This window comes from Lysinibacillus sp. GW823-FHT02G10 (assembly GCF_058797135.1).
In genome coordinates this window covers 85,457-105,629 of record NZ_JBXAJI010000001.1, presented here as the reverse complement: position 1 = coordinate 105,629, position 20,173 = coordinate 85,457, and the positions used below count along the sequence as shown (strand labels likewise).

Genomic DNA, 20,173 nt, shown 5'->3' with positions numbered 1-20,173 from the left:
ATGAATGCCATTGAAATTCATGATCTACATAAGGGCTTTGAAGGCTTTTTTCTTAAAGATATAAGTTTTTCCGTCCCTCAAGGCACGGTAATGGGTTTTGTTGGAGAAAACGGGGCTGGCAAATCAACAACGATAAAATGCATGCTGAATTTAATAAAAAAAGAATATGGCGAAATTTTGCTATTTGGCAAAGATCATGTCGAACACGAACTATCGATAAAAAACGACATCGGCGTTGTATTTGACGATTTACATGTACCAGAAACGCTAAATGCGACGCAACTCGACAAAATCATGAGAAAAGTATTTCAAACATGGGATTCAGACTATTATTTTGAAAGATTAGCTCAATTTAAGGTGCCAAAGAGGAAGAAGATAAAGGAACTATCACGAGGAATGAGGATGAAGCTATCAATTGCCTTAGCATTGGCACATCATCCAAAATTATTGATTTTAGATGAGCCAACAAGTGGATTAGACCCTATTATTCGGGATGAAATTCTGGATTTATTTTTAGCATTTATGCAGGATGAAACGCACAGCATTTTATTTTCATCGCATATTACAAGCGATTTAGAAAAAATTGCTGACTATATTACGTTAATTCATAATGGTGAGATTTTATTGAGCGAGAGTAAAGATGCTCTATTATATGAATATGGTATTTTCAAAGGTAACAGTGAGGAAGTAAACGACTTGCCAGAGCATGCTATTCTAAGAACCCGTCCTGGTGCGTTTGGAATAGAAGCATTAGTTCTGAAAAATGAAGTAAATGAGGCTTTCAGACTTGAAAGGCCTTCTATAGAAGATATCATGCTATTTTTCGTGAAAGGTAGTGTTTAAATATGGTAGGACTTATCCTAAAAGATTTAATGACCATTCAACGACAAATGAAAGCACAAGCATTTGTTCTTATATTTCTTCTTATGATGGCGATTTTTATGCAGCAAAGCGCAATGCTTCTAGCTGTTATTGTTTTTATTGTTACGATACAAGCGATAACTGCGCTTAGCTACGATGAACAAAGTAAGTGGGATAAATACGCTAATACTTTACCAATTTCTAAAGCAGATATCGTTTTTAGTAAATATATACTTAGTGTGATGTTAATGATTTTCGGACTTGTTATGGCATTACCTATCCTATTTTTTATCAATTTTTTTACCAATAACGACATCACTTCAGAATTTTTCCTAACGTTTAATTTGATCATAACATCGGCGCTCTGTTTATTAGCCGTATTACTACCTATCTATATTAAATTTGGCTCTATTAAAGGAAGAATAGTCCTCATTGCGTTTTGTTTTATTCCTGGCTTCTTAACGGGGATGTTTAAAGAATATATCCCTGATATGACTCAAACGTTTCTATATTTAAAGCAATATGTCTATTTAGCACCTTTGGGCGGGCTAATACTGCTCTGCCTCTCCTCTCTAGTTTCTACTGCTATTTATAAAAGAAAAGAGTTTTAGGAGGGATCTCATGCGAGCACTGTTGTTACAAAGAATTGTCGTACAAAAATGGACTATTCTTTTTACAATGACGATATGTTTACTTCTTCATTTTGTACATTTACCTTTTGTAGATAGTCCTTCTATCGGATTATTTGTTGTCGTTATTTCTGCCAACATCGTAGATAATTTATATAGAGGCGACCGTCAAGTAAAGTGGACAATGTATGTCAATACGCTACCTCTATCAAAGAAAACACAATTGCAATCCGATTTTTTATTTTGCTATGGCCTTATTGCATTGCTCTTTATTATCCTTGCGCCTATGTATTTCTCACAACCTGATGCATCTGAAAATTTTATCGAGCATCTTGCTATGTACTTTGCTTATATAAGTAGCGCCTCTTTCCTCATCTGTAGTCAATTTTATATTCAGCATCTTGATGAAACAGAGAGAATGCGAACGGTTAGAATGCTTACAGCTATTGTGCTTATCATTCTGCTAAATTTTGTTATTCATTATTATTTATCACTAGTAGCTGCAAATTTAATTATCTTATTCATACCAACACTGGTTAGTATCCTCATCACTTTTCTTGTGTTTCACAAATGTCTTTATTTATATTTGGCAAAGGAAATTTGCTAAAGCTAAATATTCATCAAAAAATAGGCTGCCTTATTTGGCAGCCTATTTTTAATCGTGTTGAATAGCAAAACAGTCAATTAAAAGGAAATGGATTTCATTGCAGGCTACTTGCTTTCCTATGAGCATGTGCAGAGCGGCTTCCTTCGCTACCTCTCCATTTAGAGGGTGACATGTCTGGCTATCCCCATGAATCAAGTACCTTCCTCGCCAGTTCATAAAGTGTTACCTTTTGGGTAAAGGTTTTCACTACTCATTTTATGGAGGGCTGTTGTCACTTATCCACATTGAAAATAAATGCCAATCTCTTATCTAATAATAGCTTGAACAAATGCTATCTTATTAAAATATCTTTATTCGCTAGGACCTATGATTGAGATAGCTGGCTCTGCTTTTAAAATTTTTGCAATCAACCGATCCACTGACTCCATCGATACGGCATCTATCGATCTAAGAACCTCGTCTACTGTTCGATGCTTGCGATGGACAAGTTCACTTGTTCCATTTCGATTCATACGAGCTCCCGTCCCTTCTAATCCAAGGACAAAGCTTCCTTTAAGCTGCTCTTTCGCATTATCAAGCTCCTCCTCTGTCACACCACCCGCTACAATATCTAATAAAGTGGCATCAATCGTGTGCTGAAGCTGTGCTAATTGCTGTCGACTAGTACTACCATAAATCGTAAAAGCACCTACATCTGCATAACACGATTGATAGGAGAAAATAGAATAGGCTAGCCCACGTTCTTCTCGTACTTCCTGAAACAATCGAGAACTCATATTGCCTCCAATTATATTGTTAAGCGCAATAAAGCTATACATATCTGGATCTTTTACACCAATTGCTGGATAGGAAATCGCGACATGTGCCTGCTCTGTATCGCGTATTTTTGTAATTTCCCCTGGATAAAATGAAGGATTTGTCAGGACAGGTGCCATAGCATGCGGTGAAGGTTGATAGTGACCAAATAAATCTTCAATCGTTTGCATAAGCTGAGATGAAACATTACCTGCAATAGAAATAACAACGGACTCTGGCCCATAATGTTTATCCATATATTTCCGTATAGCATCTGCTGTAAATGTCTTTAATGTAGCAGCCGTACCTAGTATTGGACGACCGAGTGCATCATTCGGATACATGACACCCCACAGCTTCTCATGAACGTCATCATCAGGAGCATCTTCGCTCATTAAAATTTCTTCTAATACTACTTGTCGCTCTTTTTCTAATTCTTCTTCCGCAAAGGTAGAATTAAAAAACATATCTGCTAGTATTGTGACCGCAAGCTCCGCATGATGATCTAAAACTTTAGCATAGTAACATGTATTTTCTTTCGATGTGAAGGCATTTAGCTCTCCTCCGATTCGATCAAATTCTTCAGCAATTTGACGAGCTGAACGAGTTGTTGTGCCTTTAAACAACATATGCTCAATAAAATGTGTGATACCATTCTCTTCAGGTAGCTCATAGCGAGAGCCAGCATTCACAAAGATACCTAATGCCACTGATCTTACATGATCAATTTGCTCTGATACAATTCGAACACCATTCTGACATGTATGTACTTGAACCAAACTATCTCCCCCAATTATAAAAATCCTCTACTTTTCTTCTTGCTACTATCGAAAAAGGCTGCGCAATTTACGCAGCCTTTTAATCAATATTATTTTTCTTGTTCAGCGCGCTCTTTTTCCTCTTGAATTACTACTTTGCGAGATAAATTCACACGACCTTGCTTGTCGATTTCAATCACTTTCACAAGTAATTGATCGCCAAGTTTTAAGACGTCCTCCACTTGCTTTGTTCGTTCCTCTTGAATTTCAGAAATGTGAAGCAAGCCATCTTTCCCTGGGAAGATTTCGCAAAAGGCGCCGAATTTTTCAATACGTTTCACTGTTGATAAGTAGTATTCCCCTACTTTTGCTTCACGTACGATATCTTCAATAATTTGTTTTGCACGTGCATTCATTGCTTCATCAGCAGAAGAAATATAGATTGTACCATCTTGCTCTGTATCAATCTTAACGCCCGTTTCTTCAATAATTTTATTAATTTGTTTACCACCTGGTCCAATTACATCACGAATTTTATCAGGATTAATTTTTACAATAACAATTTTTGGTGCAAACGCAGATAATTGTTTACGTGGCTCTGGCAGTGTAGCAAGCATTGATTCTAGAATATGCATACGTCCAACTTTTGCTTGTGTCAGTGCTTCTTCTAAAATATTGCGAGATAAACCATCAATTTTAATGTCCATTTGTAGAGCTGTTACACCTTTAGCTGTACCAGCCACTTTAAAGTCCATATCGCCTAAATGGTCTTCCATTCCTTGAATATCCGTTAAAATAGAATAATGTTCACCTTTTTTAATAAGGCCCATTGCAATACCTGCAACTGGTGCTTTTAATGGGACACCCGCATCCATCATGGCTAATGTAGACGCACAAATAGAAGCTTGAGAAGTTGATCCGTTTGATTCAAGTACTTCTGATACACAACGAATTGTATAAGGGAAGACCGACTCATCAGGAATGACTGCTTCAAGTGCACGCTCACCTAACGCACCATGACCAATTTCACGACGACCTGGCCCACGGATTGGACCCGTTTCCCCTACAGAAAATTGTGGGAAGTTATAATGATGCATAAAGCGTTTTGACTCTTCCACACCCAAACCGTCAATAATTTGTACATCACCAAGCGCACCTAATGTACAAATAGAAAGTGCTTGTGTTTGTCCACGTGTAAACAGACCTGAACCATGTGTACGTTGTAATAAGCCTGTTTCAGAAGAAAGTGGTCGGATTTCGTCGAGCTTACGACCATCTGGACGAATCTTATCTTCCGTGATTTGACGGCGTACTTCTTCTTTTACCATCTTGTCAAGAATTGTGTACACTTGTTTCATTGTTTCGTCATCTGCTTCTTGCTCTTCATAGGAAGCGATAACTCGCTCTTTAACAGCTTGAATTGCCTCATCACGAGCATGTTTCTCTGCCGTTTGAATTGCGTCATGCATATCAGTCTCACAAGCTGCTTTTATATCGGCTTGAATTGCTTCATCAATTTCAAATAGTGTCACTGGTAACTTTTCTTTACCAACCTCTGCCACAATTTGCTCTTGGAAAGCAATGATTTTTTTGATTTCTTCATGCCCGAACATAATCGCTTCTAACATGATTTCCTCTGGTACTTCAAGTGCTCCCGCTTCAACCATATTGATAGCATCTTTATTCCCTGCTACAGACAAATGAATTGTTGAGCGATTCGATTGCTCTACTGTCGGGTTTACAATGAATTCTCCATCAATATAACCAACTTGTACACCTGCTATTGGCCCATCAAATGGAATATCAGAGATTGCTAATGCTAATGATGAACCAACCATTGCTGCCATTTCAGATGTACAGTCAGGATCATTTGACATAACCATAGAAATAACTTGTACTTCATTACGGAAACCATCCGGGAACATCGGACGAATCGGACGGTCGATTAAACGGCTTGCTAAAATCGCCTTTTCAGATGGACGTCCTTCACGCTTAATAAAGCCGCCAGGAATTTTACCTGCAGCATATAGACGCTCTTCATAGTTTACTGTTAATGGGAAGAAATCAAGTGGTTTAGGTGATTTTGACATTGTTGCTGTAGCAAGTACAGAAGTATCGCCATAGCGTACTAATGCGGCTCCGTTTGCTTGTTTTGCTAACTGTCCTACTTCAATTACAAGTGGACGGCCAGCCCATTCATAGGAATAGACTTTCTTTTCGTTCATTCAATGAACCCCTCTCTATTATAAAAACACTTACTTCGTCTGTATGTACTAATAGTAAGTGTACCAAAAATGCTTGTTCTATGCTAAATAATATTTCATGAAATAATCATACATTTAAATTCAGTTATTGCCAATTTATTTAAGATTTATTTCATTATTTTATTGAAAAAGCATTTTTGGTATATGGATTTTTTTATATTGATTCCTTCTTGACGAAAAGTAATGTATGTAAATGGAAATAACTGCTTCGCTAACATTAGTTTTTCAAATACAAGTTTAAACAATAGACTTATTATAACATGGAGCTTATCATACAACATCCTATAAGGTAAAAGAAAGTTGGCTCATCTAGGAAAGTTAGTAAGTCAGGCAAATAATAGTCGGGATTTACATAGTGTTGAAAAGTAAAACCATCAATAGAATTTTTGTGAAAGTTGCGTAAGTGAGTAAAGCTGGATCATCGGACGCCCAGTGGAACGGAAATCACCCCCTCACCTTGCAAAAAGGGCTTTTCTGCTAGTGACATTTCTTTTTTCAACAACTTAAATACCCCACCCATATAATGGGCGGGGTATATTCAGACTAATGAGTAGTCTCCTAATATAAGATATGTAAAAAGTTTATTATGTAATTTTAACAGGTTGAACAACTTCTTTTTTCTTATTTCTCGCCATCTTTTCACCTATGATTGGCATAATGAAGCGGTCAAGCCCGAATTTCCCAGCATTGTAACCAGCAACGGCTATAAAGATTGCAAGTAAAATATCCCAAGGATTGCTAGATATAGTACCTGCCATTAGGAAGGCAAAATTCATGACCATACCGAAAAATGCAGCATATGTCGTTAAGCATCCCAGAATTAATCCTAGCCCTACTAAAAATTCTCCCCAAGGCACAAGAATATTAATTAGCTCAGCATTTGGCAAAGCAAATGATTCAATAAACTTTACATACAGTGGGTAGGCGAGCTCTTCTCCACTTGTCACTGGATTTGCAATAGCATTGGCTAAAAAGCCAGATGCATCAAAGCCATTAAACAATTTTCCCCAACCTGCTGTAAGCCAATGCCAGCCTAAATAAACACGAATAACTGTTAAAATACCTGCAACAATATTATTCTCTCTTAATAATTGGTTAAACATCCTACTCACCCTTCTAAATGATTTAGTTTACATTTCACCAACTATTAACATAGAAAGTTTTCTAACCCATAGCCATCGTTTACTAGTATTCAATGATAGCATTTAGATTGTATGATTGACGCTTATGTACCAATTTTGAGCCTCTATCCTATAATTTGCTGGATTGTATTTCATGAAATATAATAGCAATCTAGCCTTCAATTTATCTACTTCAATTACACTTGCAAATGATGAACGCAATGACTATAAATGGGCTGTGAAATGTGATTAGAATATATCACCCTTTTATCAAGTATCAAATCATTTTTATCTATCGTTCATCGTAGTGTAAAAAAGTTATGGCTTATTGTTGAACAAAATTAACAAGATTATCTCAAAAAAAGACTGTAGACAAACATCAGTTTGTCTACAGTCTAATATAGGATTACTTTTGCTATTAATTAGCGACGTAAGCCTAAACGGTTGATTAATTCACGGTAACGTTGTACGTCTGTTTCACGAAGGTATTTTAATAAGTGACGACGACGACCTACCATTTTAAGAAGACCACGCTCAGAGTGGAAATCTTTTTTGTGAGTACGTAAGTGAGTATTTAGAGCATTGATTTCCTCTGTTAATACTGCAACTTGTACTTCTGGTGAACCAGTGTCACTTTCGTGAGTACGGTACTCAGCGATAATTTCGTTTTTACGTTCTTTTGTAATAGCCATTTGTATGGACCTCCTAAATTATAATTAATCCCCATTAGCACAGTAAACGTTGGAGTCATCGATATACCGAGCTAAGGTTAAGCATTTATGCACTTATGAATATTACCATAAATCACATAGTCAAGCAAGTAAAACGTCGACTTGGCTAATGTGACTACTGTAATGAAGTACTTCTTATAGCTGGTTAAAGTAACGGATTGCTTCTTGTTTATCCTTTTCAATTTGTGTTTTCAAGGCCTCAATACCATCGAATTTCCGTTCACTTCGTATACGTTTATACCATGCCACATGTACTTCTTCACCGTAGATATTTTTATCAAAGTTTAAAATATGGACTTCAATCGATAATTGCTTATCATTTGGATCTTTGAAAGTTGGCTTATAGCCCACGTTGCAAACACCATCATACCAGTTATTTTGTACAAGCAGACGAACAGCATAAACACCACTAGCTGGAATAAACGTTCCTTCTAATGCTTGGACATTTGCAGTAGGGAAACCAATAGTACGACCACGTTTATCACCATGGACAACAATCCCATTGATTTCAAACGGTCTCCCTAATAAAACTGTTGCTTCTTCCATATCGCCTTCTTGTAATAGCTTGCGTATACGGGTAGAGCTGATTTTCTCAACATCATCTGTTTTCTTCTCAACAATTGTAACGCCATAATCACCATTACTTAATAAACGCATATCTTCCATTGTTCCCTTACCAAATGCTCCAAACGAATAATCGAAGCCAGCTGTCACATGCTGAATATTTAATCCACGGATAAATGTATCAATAAATGCCGCTGGTGAAAGTTTGGCAAAATCTGAAGTGAAGTGGACAACGAATACCGTATCCACACCCTGTTCTTCAAACAGCTGTAATTTCTGTTGTAAGAGTGTAATATAAAAAACCTTTTCGTTACGTCCACCAAGGACTAATGAAGGATGTGGATCGAATGTCATCACTGCAGTTGGAATTTGTCGCTTGTTGCCCTCTTCCTTAGCTGCCTTGATAACTGCTTGATGCCCTCTATGTACACCATCGAAAAAGCCAAGAGCTAATGAATACGGCTGCATGCTTTCTCGTTGCTGTAATTGATGTGGGTATTTTAAATGAATGACCTCCATTGAAAAATCCTCCTACTCTATCGTCGGAAACATCTTATGTGGCTTCATCAAACCATCCTTTGTTGGGTGAGCTTGATAAACCGCAACTGCCTTTCCATTGATTCCATACACAATTTTATCATGACTATTTAATAATGCATCTGCTGGAAGCACTTGTCCATTGAAAATTTCTTTTTCATTGGCATTCGTAATCTCAATATATGGATAGTCTGCTAATGCATACTCGACAGGTAAAATGCAGGAAGCTACTTGCTCAGTCTCCATTAGCTCAGCAACCTGTGCTAACGTAAAACAGTTATCCTGTGTAAAAGTACCAGAAGCAGTACGTACAAGCTCCTTCATATGTGCTGGATAGCCAAGCGCCTCACCAATTTGCACAGCTAGTGTTCGAATATATGTCCCTTTACTACAGGCGATACGTACTGGAAATGTGATTTCTTGTCCCTCATAATGTGCTAGCTCATCAAGTAGCTCTAAATTATAAATTGTTACTTGGCGAGTTGGTCTTTCAACACTTTCACCTTTTCGCGCATATTCATAGAGGCGCTTCCCATTAACTTTTACTGCTGAAAACATGGGTGGTGTTTGTTCAATAACTCCAGTCAATGAAGCTAAAACCTCTAACAACTGCTCACGAGAAAATTTTTTTATCGTAAGATCTTCTTCAACGGTTTCACCTTCTGCATCCTCGGTTGTCGTGGTACGACCGATTGAAATGATTGCTTCATAGGTTTTCCCTGCGTCAGTTAAATATTCTGCTATTCGAGTTGCTTGGCCAATACAAATTGGTAGTACGCCCTCAACACCTGGATCCAGTGTACCTGTATGCCCAACTTTTTTTGTCCGCAAAATTTTGCGTAATTTAAAGACACAATCATGGCTTGTCATGCCTCTTTCTTTCCAAAGCGGTAAAATACCGTTCATATAGCTCCTCCCAAACTGCTTACTCTATCATTTATTTATTCATTGGCAATATAACTTTTTCCATGAAGCTAAAAAGTCTGCCTGCATAAACATGCATGTGGCAGACTTTTTTAGCTTATTCTTTGTGTAAATCTCTTAACAATGAATCAATACGGTTCCCATATTCAATCGATGAATCAAATTCAAAGATTAATTCTGGTGTACGTCGTAGACGAATGCGTGATCCGATTTCAGAGCGAATGAAGCCCGAAGCTTTTACTAAAGCTTTAAGCGTTTCCTCTCGTTCACGTTCGTTGCCTAAAGATGTAATATAGATTGTCGCTTGCTGTAAATCACCCGTTACTTCAACACCTGTAACAGTCACAAAACCAACACGCGGATCTTTTATTTTACGGCCAAGAATATCACCAAGCTCCTTTTTCATTTGCTCGGCAACACGGTTTGAACGTAGAGACATAATTTGTCACCTCTATTTCGATGTACAGATAGTTGTGTGTTCCATGCCTTCGTAAGCTAGACAACTATCTACTACTACTTATAAATAATCTCGCCACACATTAAGCTGTTCCCATGACGGATTTGACTCTAAATAGTGGAGCGCGTGATTAATTTCTCGTTCAGCTGCTTCTTTGGACGAAGAAACAGCAACAAGTGCTAATTTCGTACGCTGCCATACATTTTGATGGTCAATTTCCGCAATAGAAACGTTAAATTTCTGCTTTGTGCGGGTAATCATACGCTGTAAGACAGCACGCTTTTCCTTTAACGAATGGGCAGTTTGAATGATAAATTCAACCTCTGCATACACGATCATTAGGCGCGTTTAACCTCTTCCATAATATAGGCTTCAATAATGTCGCCTTCTTTAATATCATTGAAGTTTGTAATCGTAATACCACATTCGTATCCTTTTGCCACTTCTTTTACTTCATCTTTGAAGCGTTTAAGCGTATCTAGCTCACCTTCAAAAATAACGACGTTATCACGGATCACACGTACACCTGAATCACGTGTTACCTTTCCTTCTGTTACATATGAACCAGCAATTGTACCAACTTTTGATACTTTAATTGTTTGACGAACTTCTGCTTGACCAATAATTTTTTCTTCAAATTCAGGATCAAGCATACCTTTCATTGCTTGTTCAATTTCTTCAATTACTTTATAGATAATGCGGTGTAAGCGAATATCTACACCCTCTTCTTCTGCTGCACGTTTTGCGTTAACATCCGGACGTACATTAAATCCAATAACGATGGCATTAGAAGCTGCTGCAAGAGAAATATCAGATTCGGTAATAGCTCCAGCACCTGTATGAATAATTTTCACATTTACGCCTTCCACATCAATTTTCATTAGGGAGGCTGCCATAGCTTCAACAGTACCTTGAACGTCAGCTTTCACAATTAAGTTGAGCTCTTTCATTTCGCCTTGGCTCATTTGTTCAAATAAGTTATCAAGCGTTACACGTTGTTTTTCTGAACGTTGTGCTTGAATCGCTGACATTGCTCTTGTTTCTCCAACTTGACGTGCTGTTTTCTCGTCTTCAAAGACAACGAAACGGTCACCTGCTTGAGGTACATCATTTAAACCTGTAATTTCAACTGGAGTTGATGGGCCAGCTTCTTTTACTCGACGACCTTTGTCATTTACCATCGCACGTACACGACCATACGTATGACCTACAACGATTGGGTCACCTACTTTTAATGTTCCATCTTGTACTAAAAGCGTAGCAACAGAGCCACGACCTTTATCAAGCTGAGCTTCGATTACTGTTCCAAGTGCTAAACGTTCTGGATTTGCTTTAAGCTCGCCTACTTCAGCTACAAGTAAAATCATCTCTAACAATGTATCAATGCCTTCACCTTTTAAAGCTGAAATTGGAACGAAAATTGTATCTCCACCCCATGCTTCAGGAACTAAGCCATGTTCTGTTAATTCTTGCATCACACGATCTGGATTTGCCGATGGTTTATCCATTTTATTCACAGCCACAATTATTGGTACTTCAGCAGCCTTGGCATGATTGATCGCTTCTACTGTTTGTGGCATAACACCATCATCAGCAGCTACAACTAAAATTGTTAAATCCGTTACTTTTGCACCACGCGCACGCATTGTTGTGAAAGCCGCATGTCCTGGTGTATCAAGGAATGTAATTTTCTTGTCGCCTTCTGTAACTTGGTATGCACCAATATGTTGTGTAATACCACCAGCTTCTCCTGCTGTTACTTTTGTATGGCGAATAGAGTCTAATAAAGTTGTTTTACCATGGTCAACGTGACCCATAATTGTTACAACTGGCGGACGTTCTGATAAATCTGCCTCGTTTACTTCTTCTGTTTGCTCGAAGTGTGTTTCTAAATCCGTAATATCTACACGAATTTCTTCTTCCACTTCTACACCGTAGTCTGCGCAAATTAATTCAATTGCATCCTTATCTAATTCTTGGTTAATTGTTGCCATTACGCCAAGCATGAATAATTTTTTAATGATTTCAGATGGCTCACGGTGTAATTTTTTTGCTAATTCTGCAACTGATAATGATTCAACAAAAGTAATTTTTTCTGGAAGTTCCTTTTGTTTCACTGGAATTGATGGTTGATGCGTTTTTGGATGGCGACGTTTGCCTCCATGAATCCCTGGTTTTGGACGTTGGTTGTAACCACCGCCACCTCTACGATTATTATTGTTATTATTATTATTTTGTGTCATATTTCTATTTTGATTACCTTTTGTATTCTTAGATTTTTCGTTAGACGAATTTGAGTTTTGCTGTGCATGTTGCTGATTGTTTACTTTTGGCTTAGAAGTAGCAGATTGCTGCCTTTGTCCTTCTTGCTTTTTCACCGAATGCTGTGGTTTTTGCTGGCCATTTGATTGAGGTTTTTGTGCCATGTTTTGAGTTGATTGTTTTGCTACATTTTTCTCAGGTGTTGCTTTAAATGTTTGATTTAACTTTGCCACAGCGTCTTTTTCCAACATAGACATATGGTTTGTTACACTCACATTTAATTTACTTAGTGCTTCAATAACCTCTTTACTCGTTTTATTCACTTGCTTCGCATATTCATGAACTCTGATTTTGGTCATCTGCTCACCCCCGATTAGTTTTCGTTGAGTAGACTAGACAATTTACTTGCAAAACCTTTATCGGTAATAGCTAAAGCCACACGGGCCTCCTTACCTGTAGCATGTCCTAGATCATATCGATCTCCAATTACATGATACTCAACGTTGTAGTACGTGCACTTATCTTGAATTTTTTTACTAGAGTTTTTAGAAGCATCGTTTGCAAGCAGTACTAGTTTAGCATTGCCATTGCGGACTTCCTTTACTACTAACTCTTCTCCTGAAATCACCTTACGTGCTCTTGCTGCGATTCCAAGCAAATTAAATATTGCTTGATTTATCATAAAATTGACTCCCTACGAATCAGCAAAATAAGTTCCTCGTATATTTCTTCAGGAATTTTCACATCAAGTTGGTGCCCTAATACATTTTTCTTACGCGCGAGGTCAACTGCCTGCTCTGATTTAGAGACATAGGCACCACGCCCAGGCTTTTTCCCGGAGACATCTACACTTACTTCGCCCTCTTTCGAACGAACAACACGTATCATCTCTTTCTTTGGTAGCATTTCTCCAGTTGCTACACATTTACGAAGAGGTACTTTTTTGTTTACAGCCATAAGAATCACCATTCCTCTCTGAAGCTTGTCGTAAGAGGTGGACAAGTCATGCTCTACTTGACGCTCTGACAGTATTCAGTCGGCGTAGGGGGCCCACTGAATACTGTCAGCTAACTTGTCACACGGGCTTTCTTACTTATTCTTCGTCGTCTTGATATAAGTCAACTGCTACATCATCAAAATCACTTTCTTCATCATGAGCAGGGATGAAAGTGCTTGTAGCCGAAGGATAAATACCTAATTCACGGGCATCAGTCTCACTCTTAATATCAATTTTCCAGCCAGTAAGCTTCGCTGCTAGACGAGCATTTTGCCCACGTTTACCGATAGCTAGAGATAATTGATAGTCTGGTACAACGACTGTTGTCGACTTTTCTTCTTCATTCACTTGTACATCTAATACTTTTGATGGGCTTAATGCATTAGCTACAAATACAACTGGGTCTTCAGACCATTCTACGATATCAATTTTTTCACCATTTAGTTCATTGACAATTGTTTGTACACGAGCTCCCTTTGCCCCAACACATGAACCAACTGGATCCACTTCCTCATTATGAGCGAAAACAGAAATTTTAGAGCGATCTCCAGCTTCACGTGCAATTGATTTAATCTCTACAATACCCTCATAAATTTCAGGTACTTCCATCTCAAATAATCGACGTAATAAACCAGGATGTGTACGAGACACAATCACTTGAGGTCCACGAGTTGTACGTTCCACTTTTGTAATATACACTTTAATACGATCATGTGGATGATAAGATTCACCTTGGATTTGTTCATTAACAGGCAATGCTGCTTCTACTTTCCCTAAACCTACATAGATATTACGAGCATCTAAACGTTCAACAACGCCAGTTACGATATCATCTTCACGGTCTACGTACTGCTCATAAATTAAACCTCGTTCCGCTTCACGTACGCGTTGTGTAACTACTTGCTTTGCTGTTTGTGCAGCAATGCGTCCAAAGTTACGTGGTGTTACTTCCTGCTCCACGATATCCTCTAGCTGATAGGCTGGATTAATGACTTTTGCATCTTCTAAAGAAATTTGCAAACGATCATCTTCTACCTCTTCCACAACATCTTTACGTGAAAATACACGAATTGAGCCCTTATCTAAATTTAAGTCTACTCGAACATTTTGTGCTTGGTTAAAGTTGCGTTTGTAAGCTGTAACTAATGCCGCTTCAATGGCTTCGATTAACACATCTCTTGAAATTCCTTTTTGTTCTTCTAGCGCATTCAGCGCATCTAACAAATCACTACTCATTTTGTTTTCACTCCTAAATATGCTTTATGCAGAAAAATCGATGGCAAGTCGTGCCAATGCGATTTTTTCTTGTTCAATTGTTACTGTTATTTTACGTGTTTTAATACGCACTTCCATCACTAATGTATGTTCATCGTATGACGTTAAGTAGCCTTGGAATTCCTTCATGTCCTTGATGGGCTCATAGGTTTTTACATAAATAAACTTGCCAACTGCTTTGACAAAATCCGTATCTTTTTTTAATGGACGTTCCGCTCCAGGCGAAGAAACTTCTAAATAATAGTTTTGTGTAATTGGATCTTTTTCATCCAATAACAAGCTTAGTCGTTCACTCACTTGAGCACATTGATCTATGTCAATTCCACCCTCAGGTGTATCAACATAGACACGTAAAAACCAGTTTCGTCCTTCTTTTACGAACTCAATATCCACTAGCTCAAGATTTAACTCATCCACAATTGGTTTAGCGAGCTCTTCAATTAAAGATGGTACTTTGCTCATTATTTCCTCCTGTATTTATCAAATTCTAGCGTATGAATTGTTCATCACTATCAGGTTAACGCAGTAATGAACCATAATAAAACAGAAATTCCACCAGTTGCTTTGGTGAAATTTTACGGTCTTACCTGCTGTTAGTCAAAATTTGTTTTGCTACGGTTAAACAACAGAAAAGAGCGGGTATGCCCCACTCTTTTGCTGGAAAAATATCAACAAATTATTACCATTAGAATAGCACAGTTCTCGACACAATGCAAATTTCCTTCATTATAGATAACCATATTGTGTCAGGAATTTGAATTTACATTGTGACCTTTCCATGCAAAACAATTGTAATACTAGAATAGCGATAACTGATTAGCATCAGGCATGCCTTCTAAACAACCAAGCTGGTCCATGTATTCGATAAGCGTTTTGGAAACACGACCACGTTGCTGTAAATCTTCCTTGGATAAAAACTCTCCCTCTTCACGAGCAGCTACGATCGTTTTCGCCACGTTGGTTCCAAGACCCGGAATTGCATCGAACGGAGGGATTAGTGAATTGCCATCAATGACAAACTCACTAGCTTGGGAACGATATAGGTCAACCTTTTGGAAACTCATACCTCGCTCACACATTTCCAATGCAAGCTCCAGCACCGTTAATAAGTTTTTCTCTTTAGTGGATGCATCTAAGCCTTTCATATTGATTTCATCAATCCGTGCTCGAATCATTTGCGATCCTTGCACCATTGCAATTAAATCAAAATCATCTGCTCGAACTGTGAAATACGCTGCATAATAAAGGATTGGAAAATGTACCTTGAACCAGGCAATTCGTACTGCCATTAGCACGTATGCTGCGGCATGGGCTTTCGGGAACATGTATTTTATCTTTTTACAAGATTCAATATACCAACCTGGTACTTTATTGGCGAGCATCTCGGCTTCAAATTCTTCTGATAATCCCTTCCCTTTACGAACAGATTCCATAATTTTGAAGGCTAGTGACGGCTCTAGACCTTGATAAATTAAATACACCATAATGTCATCACGACAACCAATTACTTCTTTTAGCACACATGTACCGTTTTGAATTAATTCTTGTGCATTCCCTAGCCATACGTCTGTTCCATGGGAAAGTCCAGAAATTTGTACAAGTTCCGAGAATGTCGAAGGCTTCGTATCTTCTAGCATTTGACGTACAAAACGCGTACCGAATTCTGGTATACCTAGTGTCCCTGTCTTACAGCCAATTTGCTTTTCTGTAACACCTAAAGATTCAGGAGAACTAAAAATTTTCATGACGACAGGATCATCGGTCGGAATTGTTTTAGGATCGATTCCCGATAAATCCTGTAACATTCTGATCACCGTTGGATCATCGTGTCCAAGTATATCTAGCTTTAAAATATTGTCATGAATAGAGTGGAAATCAAAATGGGTTGTACGCCATTCTGCATCCTGTGCATCTGCAGGGAATTGCACTGGAGAAAAATCATAAATGTCCATATAATCTGGAACAACAATAATTCCTCCAGGGTGTTGCCCAGTTGTACGTTTTACTCCTGTACAGCCTTGAACTAAACGATCAACTTCTGCTCCACGAAAATGTAAATTATGATCATTTGCATAGCCTTTCACATAGCCATATGCTGTTTTCTCCGCAACTGTACCGATTGTTCCAGCACGGAATACATAATCCTCACCAAATAGCACCTTTGTATAGTTGTGCGCTTGAGGCTGATATTCACCCGAAAAATTTAAATCGATATCTGGTACCTTATCACCTTTGAATCCAAGGAAGGTTTCAAATGGTATGTCTTGTCCATCTTTTTTATAAGGTGTTCCACATTCCGTACAGTCTTTATTTGGTAAATCAAAGCCTGAGCTGACAGATCCATCATCGAAAAACTCGGAATGTTTACAACTAGGACAAATATAGTGAGGCGGTAATGGGTTAACCTCTGTGATTTCCATAAAAGTGGCTACTAATGAGGAACCCACCGAACCACGTGACCCTACCAAATAGCCATCAGCTAATGATTTTTTCACTAGCTTGGCAGAAATTAAATAAATTACACCAAAACCGTGTCCCAAAATCGATTTTAACTCTTTTTCAATTCGAGCTTTCACAATTTCCGGTAACTCCTCACCATAAATACGATGGGCCATTTCATAAGTTAAATTGGTTACTTCATCATCGGAGCCCTCAATTTTTGGTGTATATAGGTCATCCTTAATCGGTTTAACGTCCCCAATACTTGCTGCTACTTTTTGAGCATTCGTCACAACCACTTCTTTTGCAAGGTCCGGTCCTAAAAAATCAAATTCTTTCAGCATTTCATCAGTTGTTCTAAAATGGACTTCTGGCAGCTTAGAACGATTTAAAATGTTTGCTCCACCTTGTGAACCAATAAGTATTTGCCTAAACATCCCATCTGTCGGATCTAAATAATGAACATTTCCAGTTGCAACAACAGGTTTATCTAGCTTCTTCCCGAGTTTAACAAGTTTACGGATAATATCTTCTAATGTCCATTCATCACGTACAACATTGCGTTCGATTAATGGTGCATATACTGCCTTCGGTTGCACCTCAATATAATCATAAAAACGAGCAACTTTCTCTGCTTCCTCTGGAGACTTATTCATCATTGTTTCGAATACTTCACCATTACTGCAACCTGATCCAACTAATAAACCCTCACGATATTGTTCAAGCACAGCACGTGTCACCCGAGGAACACGATAGAATGTTTTTGTATGAGAGTGTGAGACGATTTTAAATAAGTTTTTTAAGCCTGCATTATCAACTGCTAAAATTGTACAATGCATAGGTCTACCTTTTTTATAAGCATCCCCACCACCAATATGCTTATTGAAGTCATCATGGTATTTAATAGCTAGCTCATCAGCATCCTTTAATAGCTGCAGCAGTAGAAATCCTGTCGCCTCTGTATCATAAATTGCTCGGTGATGCTGTGTTAATTCAATATTGAATTTTTTACACAGTGTATTCAAGCGATGGTTTTTCATTGTAGGATAAAGCAATCTTGCTAGCTCTAATGTATCAATGACAGGATGGACTGTGTCTTCAAGACCAAATTTTTTATAGCCTGTATATAGGAAGCCAATATCAAATGATGCGTTATGAGCGACAACGATTGCATCTCCAATAAAGGCATGAAATTCTTTAATGACCTGCTCTACCTCTGGTGCATTTCGAACCATATCATCCGTAATACCTGTTAATTCAATGGTAGTAGCCGAAAGTGGATGATGTGGATTTGCAAAACTTTCATATTTATCAATAACTTGTCCATCTTTAATTTTAACTGCAGCCAATTCAATAATGGTATCATATGCAGTTGATAGCCCTGTCGTTTCTACGTCAAAAACAACATACGTTGTGTCTGCCAATAAACGATGCTCTGGAGCATAGGCAATTGGTACACCATCATCAACTAAATTTGCTTCCAGACCATAAATAATCTTAATGCCATGTTTTTTGCCCGCTGCATATGCTTCAGGGAAAGATTGCACCACCGCATGATCTGTAATAGCTATTGCTGGATGCCCCCACTTTGCAGCTTGAGCAACAAGCCGATCAACAGGTGTAACAGCGTCCATTTGGCTCATTGGTGTATGCAAATGTAACTCAACACGCTTTTCACCCTCTGGTGCTAAATCTTGTCGTGTTTCTTTTTTGATTTCATTAATATCATTCGCCATAACGATTAAATCACGAATAAACGTATCAGTTTGCACAGAGCCTCGAACTTTAACCCACATGCCCTTTTTCAGATGTTGCATTAATTCAGCATCATCATTGTCACGAGAAAACATTTTAACAATGATGGAATCTGTATAGTCGGTAATTTTGATTTGTAATAAGGAGCGTCCACTTTTTAATTCTTTTATTTCCGTATCAAAGACAAATCCTTCAATAATAACACGGCGTTCTTCTTCAACAATCCGTTTAATTTCCATGATTTCATCATCTTTAATATGCATCCCAAGTTGGAATGGACGGTCGCCAAGGTTGGCCAGTGCCGGATTGTCTTTCTTCTCTTGCTCACGCTTTTGGAAATCTTGCATCGCTTGCTGTGCCAGAGCCACTTCTTCCAGACGTTTCTGCTCCATAAATGCTTCCTGTGCCGCTATCATTTCTTCCGTTTCTTCTTGTAGCACAAAGTCGATTGCCATACGAGGGAAACCAAATTGACCATAGCTTTCTGCTAGTTTGTCCGCATACTTCGTTTTGAGCATCATAAATTCCATTTCCTGCATACAGGATAAAGTCATTTTTTGGCCGTTCCATGTTGGTATTTGAGTGATGAGACAATTTTTAAGCGTTGGAGCCATCTCATCAATTTGTTCCACAACATTTAGCCAGTACGCTTGCACCAGTTCCTCTGTGACATTTTTTTCTAATGTTTCAAATGTCGTATTAACTTGTGCTATCGTTGAAAATTTCTCTGTCAAATGCGTACGGAAAAGCTGATATAACGGAAACGGTAATATATCCTTTAACTTAATTGTGAAATGCCAAAGTCTATCCTTTTTATGAACTGTCAGGCGTGATAGTTCACCTTCCTCAAAAAATGACATATATACATCATCTGTTAACTCTAGTTGTTGCAAGAGCATTCGAAGTCTCATTCTTGCCTCTTGTTGCTGTTCCAATCTAATGACACCTACTTTCAGAAAGAGGCAATTTCTTTAGCCTCATGTTCTAATTCGTCTCAAACGCATGATGAATTCAAGAAAAAAATTCGCTCCCACACTGCGGGCGCTCTTCAAGTTTAACAGATATTTTACCATCTGTTGTTGCTTGCTTGGCTCACTGTCCCGCAGAAGTGTCGCGAATTATTTATATCTATCTTATCAAAATTATACGAAAGCCTCTATTAAAAGCATCAAATTCTAATTATCACCAATTTTTAGC

Annotated in this window: 17 protein-coding genes; 3 read left to right on the top strand and 14 right to left on the bottom strand. The window is 38.1% G+C overall.

The features are described from left to right. From AC1RFD_RS00515 to AC1RFD_RS00505, 3 genes are read left to right on the top strand one after another with little or no spacing between them, the layout of a single operon-like run. On the top strand, positions 1-843 hold the full coding sequence (locus tag AC1RFD_RS00515; RefSeq protein ID WP_004224974.1) for an ABC transporter ATP-binding protein: 843 nt from the start codon (positions 1-3) through the stop codon (positions 841-843). 2 nt (positions 844-845) lie between these two features. Next, entirely contained in the window at positions 846-1,472 is a 627-nt protein-coding gene (locus AC1RFD_RS00510) for an ABC-2 transporter permease (protein ID WP_333880285.1), read from the top strand. Between the two features lie 10 nt (positions 1,473-1,482). Continuing rightward, on the top strand, positions 1,483-2,097 hold the full coding sequence (locus tag AC1RFD_RS00505; RefSeq protein ID WP_115673180.1) for an ABC-2 transporter permease: 615 nt from the start codon (positions 1,483-1,485) through the stop codon (positions 2,095-2,097). Positions 2,098-2,447: 350 nt separating this feature from the next. On the opposite strand, the gene AC1RFD_RS00500 is transcribed toward AC1RFD_RS00505, so the two are convergent. From AC1RFD_RS00500 to AC1RFD_RS00435, 14 genes are all read right to left on the bottom strand, one after another. Continuing rightward, positions 2,448-3,671, bottom strand: coding sequence for a M16 family metallopeptidase (locus tag AC1RFD_RS00500; RefSeq protein WP_281216827.1), 1,224 nt, complete (start codon positions 3,669-3,671; stop codon positions 2,448-2,450). A gap of 89 nt (positions 3,672-3,760) precedes the next feature. After that, the gene (pnp, locus tag AC1RFD_RS00495; RefSeq protein ID WP_048391556.1) at positions 3,761-5,875 is read right to left on the bottom strand and encodes a polyribonucleotide nucleotidyltransferase; all 2,115 of its coding nucleotides are present in this window, start codon (positions 5,873-5,875) and stop codon (positions 3,761-3,763) included. Positions 5,876-6,498: 623 nt separating this feature from the next. Further along, the gene (locus AC1RFD_RS00490; protein WP_048391558.1) at positions 6,499-7,017 is read right to left on the bottom strand and encodes a DoxX family protein; all 519 of its coding nucleotides are present in this window, start codon (positions 7,015-7,017) and stop codon (positions 6,499-6,501) included. 440 nt (positions 7,018-7,457) lie between these two features. Further along, positions 7,458-7,727, bottom strand: a complete 270-nt coding sequence (gene rpsO / locus AC1RFD_RS00485) for a 30S ribosomal protein S15 (RefSeq protein ID WP_004224992.1) — start codon at positions 7,725-7,727, stop codon at positions 7,458-7,460. Between the two features lie 174 nt (positions 7,728-7,901). Further along, positions 7,902-8,849, bottom strand: a complete 948-nt coding sequence (gene ribF / locus AC1RFD_RS00480; protein WP_004224996.1) for a riboflavin biosynthesis protein RibF — start codon at positions 8,847-8,849, stop codon at positions 7,902-7,904. Positions 8,850-8,861: 12 nt separating this feature from the next. Beyond that, positions 8,862-9,773, bottom strand: a complete 912-nt coding sequence (gene truB, locus AC1RFD_RS00475; protein ID WP_004225000.1) for a tRNA pseudouridine(55) synthase TruB — start codon at positions 9,771-9,773, stop codon at positions 8,862-8,864. A gap of 115 nt (positions 9,774-9,888) precedes the next feature. After that, complete coding sequence (rbfA, locus tag AC1RFD_RS00470) at positions 9,889-10,230, bottom strand: 30S ribosome-binding factor RbfA (protein WP_004225003.1); 342 nt, start codon at positions 10,228-10,230, stop codon at positions 9,889-9,891. Positions 10,231-10,308: 78 nt separating this feature from the next. Further along, a complete protein-coding gene (locus AC1RFD_RS00465) occupies positions 10,309-10,587 on the bottom strand; it encodes a DUF503 domain-containing protein (RefSeq protein ID WP_008178987.1) in 279 nt (92 codons plus the stop codon). Continuing rightward, the gene (infB, locus tag AC1RFD_RS00460) at positions 10,587-12,869 is read right to left on the bottom strand and encodes a translation initiation factor IF-2 (RefSeq protein ID WP_048391561.1); all 2,283 of its coding nucleotides are present in this window, start codon (positions 12,867-12,869) and stop codon (positions 10,587-10,589) included. Before infB ends, AC1RFD_RS00465 begins: the two co-directional genes overlap by 1 nt. A gap of 14 nt (positions 12,870-12,883) precedes the next feature. Further along, positions 12,884-13,192 (bottom strand): YlxQ family RNA-binding protein, encoded by a 309-nt coding sequence (locus AC1RFD_RS00455; RefSeq protein WP_004225011.1) that lies wholly within the window; start codon positions 13,190-13,192, stop codon positions 12,884-12,886. Continuing rightward, complete coding sequence (gene rnpM / locus AC1RFD_RS00450) at positions 13,189-13,467, bottom strand: RNase P modulator RnpM (RefSeq protein ID WP_004269250.1); 279 nt, start codon at positions 13,465-13,467, stop codon at positions 13,189-13,191. The genes AC1RFD_RS00455 and rnpM overlap by 4 nt, the downstream gene beginning before the upstream one ends. 136 nt (positions 13,468-13,603) lie before the next feature. Continuing rightward, a complete protein-coding gene (gene nusA, locus AC1RFD_RS00445; protein ID WP_048391564.1) occupies positions 13,604-14,743 on the bottom strand; it encodes a transcription termination factor NusA in 1,140 nt (379 codons plus the stop codon). Positions 14,744-14,767: 24 nt separating this feature from the next. Further along, positions 14,768-15,244 carry a ribosome maturation factor RimP gene (gene rimP, locus AC1RFD_RS00440; RefSeq protein WP_004269252.1) on the bottom strand — a complete coding sequence of 159 codons (477 nt, stop codon included), beginning with the start codon at positions 15,242-15,244 and terminating at the stop codon, positions 14,768-14,770. Positions 15,245-15,579: 335 nt separating this feature from the next. Then, the gene (locus AC1RFD_RS00435) at positions 15,580-19,911 is read right to left on the bottom strand and encodes a PolC-type DNA polymerase III (protein ID WP_112117501.1); all 4,332 of its coding nucleotides are present in this window, start codon (positions 19,909-19,911) and stop codon (positions 15,580-15,582) included. Positions 19,912-20,173 lie beyond the last annotated feature (262 nt).